The sequence below is a fragment of the Nocardia sp. NPDC057227 genome, from assembly GCF_042669725.1.
GTDB lineage: Bacteria > Actinomycetota > Actinomycetes > Mycobacteriales > Mycobacteriaceae > Nocardia > Nocardia asteroides_A.
Genome location: NZ_JBHUXA010000009.1, coordinates 171,494 through 181,698, shown reverse-complemented (window position 1 = coordinate 181,698; position 10,205 = coordinate 171,494). Strand labels below are relative to the sequence as shown.

At 72.9% G+C, this 10,205-nt stretch carries 11 protein-coding genes; 1 reads left to right on the top strand and 10 read right to left on the bottom strand.

The window, feature by feature from the left end; genetic code table 11:
• Positions 1–14 precede the first annotated feature (14 nt).
• The 8 genes from ACFUJ1_RS15520 to ACFUJ1_RS15485 form a co-directional block, all read right to left on the bottom strand.
• Positions 15–491 carry a hypothetical protein gene (locus tag ACFUJ1_RS15520; RefSeq protein ID WP_378645984.1) on the bottom strand — a complete coding sequence of 159 codons (477 nt, stop codon included), beginning with the start codon at positions 489–491 and terminating at the stop codon, positions 15–17.
• Between the two features lie 46 nt (positions 492–537).
• Positions 538–1,050 carry an arginine repressor gene (locus ACFUJ1_RS15515; RefSeq protein ID WP_378645982.1) on the bottom strand — a complete coding sequence of 171 codons (513 nt, stop codon included), beginning with the start codon at positions 1,048–1,050 and terminating at the stop codon, positions 538–540.
• A gap of 49 nt (positions 1,051–1,099) precedes the next feature.
• Positions 1,100–2,212 carry an ornithine carbamoyltransferase gene (gene argF / locus ACFUJ1_RS15510; protein WP_378645980.1) on the bottom strand — a complete coding sequence of 371 codons (1,113 nt, stop codon included), beginning with the start codon at positions 2,210–2,212 and terminating at the stop codon, positions 1,100–1,102.
• The gene (locus tag ACFUJ1_RS15505) at positions 2,212–3,393 is read right to left on the bottom strand and encodes an acetylornithine transaminase (RefSeq protein WP_378645978.1); all 1,182 of its coding nucleotides are present in this window, start codon (positions 3,391–3,393) and stop codon (positions 2,212–2,214) included. The genes argF and ACFUJ1_RS15505 overlap by 1 nt, the downstream gene beginning before the upstream one ends.
• Positions 3,390–4,286 carry an acetylglutamate kinase gene (gene argB, locus ACFUJ1_RS15500; protein WP_378645976.1) on the bottom strand — a complete coding sequence of 299 codons (897 nt, stop codon included), beginning with the start codon at positions 4,284–4,286 and terminating at the stop codon, positions 3,390–3,392. The genes ACFUJ1_RS15505 and argB overlap by 4 nt, the downstream gene beginning before the upstream one ends.
• Positions 4,283–5,494, bottom strand: coding sequence for a bifunctional glutamate N-acetyltransferase/amino-acid acetyltransferase ArgJ (gene argJ, locus ACFUJ1_RS15495; RefSeq protein WP_378645975.1), 1,212 nt, complete (start codon positions 5,492–5,494; stop codon positions 4,283–4,285). The genes argB and argJ overlap by 4 nt, the downstream gene beginning before the upstream one ends.
• Positions 5,491–6,546: an N-acetyl-gamma-glutamyl-phosphate reductase gene (gene argC / locus ACFUJ1_RS15490; RefSeq protein WP_378645974.1), complete on the bottom strand. Its 1,056-nt coding sequence runs from the start codon at positions 6,544–6,546 to the stop codon at positions 5,491–5,493. Before argC ends, argJ begins: the two co-directional genes overlap by 4 nt.
• Before the next feature lie 78 nt (positions 6,547–6,624).
• Entirely contained in the window at positions 6,625–7,119 is a 495-nt protein-coding gene (locus tag ACFUJ1_RS15485) for a pyridoxamine 5'-phosphate oxidase family protein (RefSeq protein ID WP_378645972.1), read from the bottom strand.
• 62 nt (positions 7,120–7,181) lie between these two features.
• Between ACFUJ1_RS15485 and ACFUJ1_RS15480 the strand changes: the two genes are divergently transcribed.
• Complete coding sequence (locus ACFUJ1_RS15480; protein WP_378645970.1) at positions 7,182–8,174, top strand: helix-turn-helix transcriptional regulator; 993 nt, start codon at positions 7,182–7,184, stop codon at positions 8,172–8,174.
• On the opposite strand, the gene sigJ is transcribed toward ACFUJ1_RS15480, so the two are convergent.
• Together sigJ and ACFUJ1_RS15470 are read right to left on the bottom strand one after the other, a co-directional pair.
• Complete coding sequence (gene sigJ, locus ACFUJ1_RS15475; protein WP_378645968.1) at positions 8,104–8,994, bottom strand: RNA polymerase sigma factor SigJ; 891 nt, start codon at positions 8,992–8,994, stop codon at positions 8,104–8,106. The two genes, ACFUJ1_RS15480 and sigJ, sit on opposite strands and share 71 nt — an antisense overlap.
• Positions 8,991–10,175, bottom strand: a complete 1,185-nt coding sequence (locus ACFUJ1_RS15470; RefSeq protein ID WP_378645966.1) for an NAD(P)/FAD-dependent oxidoreductase — start codon at positions 10,173–10,175, stop codon at positions 8,991–8,993. The genes sigJ and ACFUJ1_RS15470 overlap by 4 nt, the downstream gene beginning before the upstream one ends.
• Between the last annotated feature and the right edge of the window lie 30 nt (positions 10,176–10,205).

Sequence of the window (10,205 nt, the reverse complement as noted above, 5' to 3'; positions counted from 1 at the left end):
CTCGTTCACAGACGTCAGAGATCATCGGGCAGCAGGCGGAACGCGGAATGGCATCTCGCCCGGCCAGAGAGACGTTGACCGCGTCGGCGAGGTCCAGATTCAAAGCCAGGCAGCGTTTCTGCACCCTGCGCGCGATCCGCAACAGCTCCGCCGTCGCAACAGGCACTTCCTACCCGTCCGGCAGGCTCTTGCACCAGGAGCCGCCCATTGACGGCGTAGGCGGCCCGGCGGTTGATGGCGCGGGTGGTGATGTGTTCGCTCTCGAGCATCACGAGCGGCCAGACGACCGTCAGCGCGGCTTGCCGTAGCGCCGCGCGCGTCGGAATGATCCGGATCGGCGGCGTTGAAAGCGGCGACCAGCCGGCGCTGTCGATTCCCTCCGTGGTCACCGCGTGCCCATAGTCGAGAACCGGAATGTCCCAGTCGGCATCCCACCTGCGAGCGCGCACCGCGACCAGGTGGAAAGGCTCGCGGGCTGCGGCGAGCTTCACCAGGGCGTGATCCGCCTGGTTGTGGTGCCTGCGCCATGATGCGAGTTCAGGCGAGTTCCTCGATCTTCGCCGCCAGCTCGGCTCCGGTCAGCGGTTCCCTGGCGATCACCGCGATCGTGTCGTCGCCGGCGATCGTCCCGACAATCCACGGCAGCGCCGCCCGATCCAGCGCGCTCGCCAGGTAGTGCGCGGCCCCCGGCGGGGTGCGCAGAACAGCCATATTCCCGCTGGCGTCGGTCGAGACGAGCAGGTCACCGAGAAGTTTGGAGAGGCGGTCGGTGCCGCCGGTGACACCGCGGACGGGGCTGCCGTCCTCGGGGACGATGTAGACGCCCGCTCCCCCGTCGGCGGCGCGGAGCTTCACGGCCCCGAGTTCGTCGAGGTCGCGGGAGAGCGTGGCCTGGGTGGTCTCGATGCCTTCCGCGGAGAGCAGGGCGGCGAGTTCGCCCTGGCTGCGGACGGGGTTGGTGGCGAGGAGTTCGATGATGCGGGATTGGCGTCCGGCGCGGGTCCGCGCGATGGCGGGGCCCCGGCCGGACTGGCTTCGGGGCACGCTCATCGTCGGCGCCTCGGAGGTCGGGGGGCGGGTGCGGTGCCGATCCGGCAGGTCACTGCGGTGCCTCCGCGCGTTTCTCCAGCAGCCAGACCAGGAGCGCCTTCTGGGCGTGCAGGCGGTTCTCGGCTTCGTCCCAGACGGCGCTGTGCGGGCCGTCGAGCACCTCGTCGGTGATCTCCTCGCCGCGGTGCGCGGGGAGGCAGTGCAGCACAACGGCATCCGGGTCGGCGTGCGCCAGCAGCGAAGCGTTGATCTGGAAGGGGCGGAAGGGGCCGACGCGGTCGAGGCCGTCGTTCTCCTGGCCCATGCTGGTCCAGGTGTCGGTGACGAGGACGTCGGCGCCGGTGGCGGCGGCGATCGGGTCGTCGGTGACGAGCACGGTCGCACCGGTCTCGGCAGCGCGCTTCGTGGCTGCGGCGACGACCGCGGGGGCGGGGACGAAGCCGGTGGGGGCGGCGATCACCACGTTCAGCCCGGCGGTGACGCCGCCGAGGAGCAGGGAGTGCGCCATGTTGTTGGCGCCGTCGCCGAAATAGGCCAGGGTGCGGCCGGACAGCGAGCCCAGCCGTTCGCGGAGGGTCAATAGATCGGCGAGGACCTGGCAGGGGTGGAATTCGTCGGAGAGGGCGTTGACGATCGGGACGGTGGCGGCCTCGGCCATCTGCTCCAGCCGGGCCTGGGCGAAGGTGCGCCAGACGACGGCGTCGACGTAGCGGGAGAGGACGCGGCCGGTGTCGGCGAGGGTCTCCTCGCGGCCGAGCTGGGTGTCGCGGCCGTCGACGACCACCGCGTGGCCGCCGAGCTGGGCGATGCCGACCTCGAAGGAGAACCTCGTGCGGGTGGAGTTCTTCTCGAAGATCACGCCGACGCCGCGCGGGCCGTCGAGCGGCCTGCGGGAGAACGGCGCAGCCTTGAGTTCGGCTGCCAGCGTGAGGATCTCGGCCTGCTCGGCCGGGGTGAGGTCATCGTCGCGGAGAAAGTGCCGGAGGCCGGGGGCTGGCCTGGCGCTAGCCTCGGCCGCGAGGCCCGCGGCAGGCACGGCATCCGTCTCGGTCGCGGGACCGGCGGCGTGCGCGCCCCCCACCTCGGAGGTGGTGCCGGTGCCTGCAGCCGAGGCGGCGGCGCCGATCGGCGTCACCGAGCCGCCTTCGATGGATTCCGGCATCACGCATTCTCCTCGGCGTCGGCGGCGGCGGCATCCAGAATCGCGGGCAGGTCCGCGAGGAAGCTGTCCGCCTGGGTTTCGGTGAGCACGAGCGGCGGGGCGAGCCGGATGGTGTCCGGCTTGGGGGCGTTCACCAGGTAGCCGGCCTCGCGGGCACGCGCCTCGACGAAGCCGGAGATACCGCGGCGAAGCCCGATCCCGAGCAGCAGCCCGGCACCGCGCACGTGATCCACCTCGGGGTGCTCGATGCCGTCGACGAGCCGCTTGCCCACCGACTCGACGTGCGCGAGCAGCCCCTCCTCGTCGATGGTGCGCAGCACGGCGAGCGCGGCGGCCGCGCAGACGGGGTTGCCGCCGAAGGTGGTGCCGTGTGCGCCGGGCTGGAGCAGCTCGGCGGCGGTGCCGCGGGCCAGCACGGCGCCGATCGGGAGGCCGCCGCCGAGACCCTTGGCCAGGGTGATCACATCCGGCACGATGCCCGCGGCGTGGTGCGCGTAGAAGGCGCCGGTGCGGCCGATGCCGGTCTGCACCTCGTCCAGGATCAGCAGGGCGCCGTGCCGCGAGGTGATCTCGCGGGCCTTGGCGAGGTAGTCGATGGGCGGGACGATCACGCCGCTCTCGCCGAGGATGGGCTCCAGCACCACGGCGGCGGTGTGCTCGTCTACGGCGGCCTCCAGCGCGGCGGCGTCGCCGTACGGGATGTGCCGTACGCCGGGCGGCATGGGCGCGAACGGTTCTCGCTTGGCGGGCTGGCCGGTGAGCGCCAGCGCGCCCATGGTCCGGCCGTGAAACGCCTCCTCACAGGCCACGATGTTCGGCCGCCCGGTCAAACGCGCGATCTTGAACGCGGCCTCGTTGGCCTCGGCTCCGGAGTTGCAGAAAAAGGCACGCCCCTCGCCGAACTGCGCGAGCAGCCGCTCGGCCAGCTCGATCACCGGCTCGCTGACGTACAGGTTGGAGACGTGTCCGAGCGTCCCGAGCTGCTCGGTGACCGCGGCCAGGATCGCGGGGTGCGCGTGGCCGAGGCTGTTGACCGCGATGCCGCCGAGAAAATCGAGGTAGCGCTTGCCGTCGGCGTCGTAGACGACGGCGCCCGCGCCGCGCACGAGCGCGATCTTGGGGGTGCCGTAGTTGTTCATCAGGGCGGCGTTCCACCGGCCCTGCAGGTCGGCCGAGCTCATATCGTCTCCTCGGGGGTCACCATGGTGCCGATTCCTTCTCCGGTGAACAGTTCCAGCAGCACCGAGTGCGGGATCCGGCCGTCGATCACGTGTGCGGTCGGAACGCCGCCCCGCACCGCGCGCAGGCAGGCCTCCATCTTGGGGACCATGCCCGCGTCCAGCCGGGGCAGCAGCGCGGCCAGGGCGGCGGCGCCGATCTCGGTGGTGAGCGAGGAGCGGTCGGGCCAGTCGGTGTAGAGCCCCTCGACGTCGGTGAGGACCACGAGTTTCTCGGCGCCGATGCCCTCGGCGAGCGCGGCGGCGGCGGTGTCGGCGTTGATGTTGTGCACGACGCCGTCGATGTCGGGGGCGATGGTGGAGACCACCGGGATGCGGCCCGCGTCGATGAGGTCGAGGACGGCGTCGGGGTTGACCTCGGTGACGTCGCCGACCAGGCCGATGTCGGTGGCCTCGCCGTCCACCAGCACGGTGCGGCGGGTGGCGGTGAAGAGCCCGGCGTCCTCGCCGGAGATCCCGACGGCGTACGGGCCGTGCGCGTTGATCAGCCCGACCAGCTCCCGGCCGACCTGCCCGAACAGCACCATCCGCACCACGTCCATGACCTCGGGCGTCGTCACCCGGAAGCCGCCGCGGAACTCGCCCTGCAGCCCGAGCTTGCCGAGCATGGCGGTGATCTGCGGGCCGCCGCCGTGCACCACGACGGGGTGCACGCCGACGGTGCGCAGGAAGGCCATGTCGGCGGCGAAGGCGCGCTTCAGCCCGTCGTCGACCATGGCATTGCCGCCGTACTTGACCACGACGACCTTGTCCCGGAACTTCTGCAGCCAGGGCAGCGCCCCGGCCAGCACGTGCGCCTTGTCCAGCGCGCTGAGGTCGTGCGCCAGGCCGGTCACGAGCTGTAGGCCGAGTTCTCTTCGACGTAGCCGTGCGAGAGGTCGGTGGTGCGGATGGTGGCGGTGCCGTCGCCGATCTGCAGGTCCACGACGACCTCGATGTCGGCGCCGGAGAGGTCGACCTCGCGGGCGCCGGGCGCGCCGACGCCGTCGACGCAGACCGGGTTTCCGTTGAAGGACACCGAGATCCGGTCGGGGTCGAGCGTCACCGGGGCCATGCCGACGGCGGCGAGCACGCGGCCCCAGTTCGGATCGGAGCCGAAGAGCGCGGTCTTGACCAGGCTGTCCCTGGCGACGGTGCGCGCGGCGGCCAGCGCCTCGTCCTCGTCCCGCGCGCCGGTGACGGTGACCAGCACCCGCTTGGTGATGCCCTCGGCGTCGGCCATGAGCTGGGCGGCGAGGTCGTCGCAGACGGCGAGCACGGCGGCGTCCAGCTCGTCCTGCGACGGGGTGACCTCGCTGGCGCCGTTGCCGAGCAGCAGCACGGTGTCGTTGGTGGAGCAGGAGCCGTCCACGTCGAGCCGGTCGAAGGTGCGCGCGGTGGCCTTGCGCAGCGCCTCGTCGAGTTGCTCGGCGGTGACGGCGGCGTCGGTGGTGAGCACGACGAGCATGGTGGCGAGCGAGGGGGCGAGCATGCCCGCGCCCTTGGCCATGCCGCCCACGTTCCACTTCGAACGGTGGTGGTAGGCGGCCTCTTTCGGCACCGTGTCGGTGGTCATGATGGCGTGCGCGGCGTCGGTGCCGCCGGAGAGCCCGCCGCCCATCTCGTGCACGATCTCGGTGATGGCCGGGACGATCCTGTCCATCGGCAGCCGGTCGCCGATCAAACCGGTCGAGCAGACGGCGATCTCGCCCGCGCCGGTCTCGGTGCCCCAGCTGCTCAGCGCGGCGGCCAGCTCCTCGGCGGTGCGGTGGGTGTCCTGGAACCCGGCCGGGCCGGTACAGGCGTTGGCGCCACCGGAATTCAGGATCACCGCGCGCAGCCTGCCGGTGCCGAGCACCTGCTGCGACCACAGCACCGGGGCGGCCTTGACCTGGTTCCTGGTGAAGACCCCGGCGGCGGCGTACTCCGGCCCCTCGTTGACGACAAGCGCCAGGTCCGGCCTGCCGCTGACCTTGATCCCGGCCGCGATCCCGGCGGCGCGGAAGCCGAGCGGCGCGGTCACCCCCTGGGTGCGGACCAGCCTGCCTGCTTCGGTCGTCGTCACGGTGCCACTCCTACGGTGGGAAGCCCGGCGGTCTCGTCGAAACCGACGGCGAGGTTCATGGATTGCACCGCGGCGCCCGCGGTGCCCTTGGTCAGGTTGTCGATCGCGCCGATCACCACCAGCAGCCCGGCATCGGCGTCCACCGCCACCTGCAGGGTGACGGCGTTGGAGCCGAGCACGGCCCCGGTCGACGGCAGCGCGCCCTCGGGCAGCAGGTGCACGAAAGGTTCGGCGGCGTATGCCTTCTCGTAGGCGGCGCGCACCTCGGCGAGGTCGGCGGTGGTCGGGGCGGTGCAGGTGGCGAGGATGCCGCGCGGCATCGGGGCCAGCACCGGGGTGAAGGAGACCGCGACGGGGGTGCCCGCGGCGGCGCTCAGGTTCTGCGCGATCTCGGGGGTGTGCCGGTGCGCGCCCGCGATGCCGTAGGCGCGGGCCGAGCCCATGACCTCGGAGCCGAGCAGCCCGACGTCCAGTTTCCTTCCGGCGCCGGAGGTTCCGCTCACGGCGACCACAGTGACGGTCGGCTCGGCGAGCCCGGCGGTGAAGGCGGGGGCGAGCGCGAGGCTGGCGACGGTCGGGTAGCAGCCGGGCACCGCGATCCGGCGGGCGCCGCGCAGCTGCTCCCGGTTGTCGCCGAGCTCGGGCAGGCCGTAGGGCCAGGTGCCCGCGTGCTCGCCGCCGTACCAGCGCTGCCAGGCGGCGGCGTCGTGCAGCCGGAAGTCGGCGCCGCAGTCGATGATCACGGTGGACTCGGGCAGGGTGTTCGCCAGCGCGGCGGACTGGCCGTGCGGCAGGCCGAGGAAGACCACGTCGTGCCCGGCCAGCTCGTCGACGGTGGTGGCGGTGAGCACCCGGTCGGCCAGCGGATGCAGGTGCGGCTGCAGCGAGCCGAGCGGCGCCCCGGCATTCGAACCCGCGGTCAGCGCCCCGATCTCGAGGCGGCCGCGTCGGTACTCGGGGTGTTCCAGCAGCAACCGCAGGACCTCACCGCCCGCGTACCCGCTCGCTCCGGCCACCGCGACCCGCAGGGCCCCGTTCGAGGAATCAACCATGTGATGATTATGCACGACTGTGCAAGCTCATTCACGCCAGGGGCGCACCTCCAGGGTACGCAGGAGTGGTACGAGTTCTCAGTTCTTCCGCTCGACCCGCTCCCCCACGCCCGGCGTCCACACCGCGATCTCCATGTGGCCGTCGACCAGCTCCACCGTGGAGCCGCCGGTCAGCCGGTCGGCGACGAAGAAGTGGTCGAACTCCTTGCCCCTGATATCGAAGCCGGTCTCGTCGAACAGATGCTGCGCGAAGCGGGTGTGCAGCTCCCGGTCCGGCAGGTCGCTGACGCTGCCGAAGAGCTTGGCGTCACCGTCGCCGACCATGGGGTCGGTGGTGGCGGTGTGCAGGCAGAACCGGGGGTCGCGGATCAGGTCGGCGAACTTGCGGGTGTTCGGCATACCGGCGATCACCAGCATGCCCTCGAAGACGCGCGGCTCGATCGGGCTGATCCGCGGCGATCCGTCGGCGCGCAGCGTGCCGAGCAGGCAGAGGTTGCCGGTGGCGCGGTGCCTGCGGGTGAAGATGGCGGAGACGCGCGGGGCTTCGTCGAGGAATCGGGTCCAGGTGGTCATGCGGGGACGGTACGACCGCATGGTGACACCTGCTGTCAGGGTTGTCCGGATAGTGTCGGTCGATGCGCGCGAGCCGACTCCTCCGCCTGCTGCTGCTCCTGCAGACCAGGGGCCGGTGCACGGCGTCCCAGCTGGCCACGGAGCTGGAGGTGTCGGTGCGGACGGTGTACCGCGACGTGGACGCGCTCTCCGCCTCCGGCGTCCCGGTCTACACCGAGCCGGGCCGCGCGGGCGGCATCCGGTTGCTGGACGGCTACCGCACCCGGATCACCGGGCTGAACCCGGACGAGGCCGACGCGGTGTTGCTGGCCGGGCAGCCCGGCGCCGCCGCGGACCTCGGGCTCGGCACCGTGCTGGCGACCGCGCAGCTCAAGGTGCTCGCCGCGCTGCCGCCGGAGCTGCGCGGGCGGGCCACCCGGATCGCGGAGCGGGTGCACGTGGACGCCGCGGGCTGGTTCCACCGGCCGGACCGCACCCCGGCGCTGGCGGTCGTCACCGAGGCACTGTGGGCGGACCGGCTGCTGGAGATCGGGTACGAGCGCGGGGACACGGTGGTGCGGCGGCGGGTCGGGCCGCTGGGGTTGGTGCTGAAGGCGGGGACCTGGTACCTGGTGGCGCTGGCCGGTGGTTCGGTGCGGTCGTACCGGGTCGGGCGGATCGCCGCGGCGACGGATACCGGCGAGACCTTCACCCGGCCCGCCGATTTCGACCTCGCCGCGCACTGGGAGCGGGCGGCGGACGAGTTCGCCAGGACCATGCTCCGGGTGACCGCGCGCTGCCGGATCGACGCCGCGCGGCTGTCGCTGCTTCGGCTCGGTTTCGAACCCGCCGCCGTGGCCGACGCCGTCGCCTCGGCGGACGAGCCCGATGCCGAGGGGTGGGTGCGGGTCACGGTGGCGGCGGAGTCCTACGAGATGATGGCGCACGGCCTGCTGCCGCTCGGCGCGCACGCGGAGGTGCTCGAGCCCGCCGAGCTGCGCGCGGTCATGGCCGAGACGGCGGCGGCGATGGCTCGCCGGTACGCGGATCGACCCCGCGCAGCTTCTCCGGATTGACCTGGAAGCGCAGGTTCACGATGAGCCCGTCGCGCAGGTCGTAGGTGAGCACGCCGACCGGGAAGGGACCCAGCCTGCCGATCACGCTCAGCTCCCCGTTCACCACCGCCGTGCCGAACTCGATCCCGGTCAGCATCGGCTTGGCCAGCACGCCGAGCAGCCAGCGCGCCACGTGGTCGGGGCCGTGCAGCGGGCGGCGCGCGGCGGTGATCCGGCCGCCGCCGTCGTTCCACAGCGTGACGTCGGGGGCGAGCACCGCCATCAGCGCGCCGAGGTCACCGCCGCGGCAGGCGCCGAGGAACCGATCGGTGACCTCGGCCCGCACCGCGGTGTCGGTCTCGAACCGGGGCCGCCGCGCCCGCACGTGTGCGCGCGCCCGGTGTGCCAGCTGCCGCACCGCGGGCTCCGGGCGCTCCAGGAATCCGGCGATCTCGGCGTGCGAGTAGCCGAACACCTCGCGCAGCACGAACACCACCCGTTCGACCGGGCCGAGCGATTCCAGCACCACCAGCATGGCGGTGGAGACGCTGTCCGCCGTCTCGCCCGCCGCCGCGACCGGGTCCCCGTCCACCAGCGGCTCCGGCAGCCACGGGCCCACGTACTGCTCGCGGGTGGCGCGGGCGCCGGTGAGCCGGTTCAGGGCCAGGTTGGTGACGGTGCGCACGAGGTAGGCCTTCGGGTGGTCGACCGTCGCGTGCTCGGTCGCGTGCCATTTCAGCCACGCGTCCTGCAGGATGTCCTCGGCGTCGGCCACGCTGCCGAGCATGCGGTAGGCGGTGGCGAAGAGCAGCGGGCGGTGCTCGGCGAAGGGGTCGGTCATCGGGGGACGCCGATCTCCGGTGCCGCGGGGTGCCGGGTGGCGCGGCCGCCCGAGCTCAGCCGCACGGTGACCGGCAGCCTGCGGCTGAGCCGGAACGCGAATGGCGGCGAGCTGCTCACCGCCTCCTTGTAGGCGACCGCGGCGCGGCCCGTCAGGTACCAGCGGCGCGGGGTGTCGTCGGCCCGGGTGAACTGGATGACGGCGTCGCGGCGGCCGAGGCTGACCGCCTGATGGAAGTAGCCGATCCGGAACGGCTCGACCTTTCCGCCGCGCAGCAACCGGGCGACGGTGTCGGCGGTGTAGGCGGCGGCGGGCAGCCCGGTCTGGCAGGTGCCGTGCACATCGCCCCAGGCCATCCGCACGGCGGCGGCGTCGCCGATGGCGTGGATGTCGGGGTGCGAGATCGAGCGCAGCGTGGCGTCGGTGCGGACCAGCCCCGCGGCGTCGGTGGCGATGCCGGAGCGGGCGGCGAGCGGGGAGACCTGGACGCCGGTGGTCCAGATGGTCAGCTCGGAGGCGAGCGACTCGCCGGTTCCGAGCCGCACCGCGTCGGGCAGGACCTCCGCGACGGTGGCGATCCGGCGCCGCACGCCGAGCCGGTCGAGCGCCCGGTTCAGGTGGGCGCGGGCGCCCGCGCTCATCATGGCGCCCGGCTCGCCGCGGCCGAGCAGCGTGACGGTGAGGTCCGGGTGGCTCTCGGCGATCTCGGCGGCGGTCTCGACGCCGGTGAGGCCGCCGCCGCAGACGGTGACGGTGCGTGCCGTCGCGAGCCGTTCGGCGATCCGGTCCGGGTGGTCGAGGGTCGCGGCGTACTCCCCGGCGCCGGGCACGCCGCCGATGCCCGCGCTGCTGCCGATGGCGTAGATCAGGGTGTCGTAGCCGAGGGTGGTGCCGTCGTCGACGGTGACCGTCCGGGCGTCGGGATCGATGGCGGTCGCGGCGCCGCGGCGGAACTCGACCCCGGTGCGGTCGAGCAGCGCCGGAATCGAGTGCGGGCGCAGCTCCCGACCGGCGGCGACCTGGTGCGTCCGCAGCCGCTCGGTGAACCGGTCCGAGGGGTTGACCAGGGTGATCCGCGCCCGTCGGCCGTTGCTGGTACGCCGTGCCAGGCGGATGGTGGCGAGCATCCCCGCGTAGCCTGCGCCGAGGACGACGATGTGCGGAGTGCGGGTGGTGGTCATGGCGGGCTCCCTGCGGGCGAATCCGGTGTG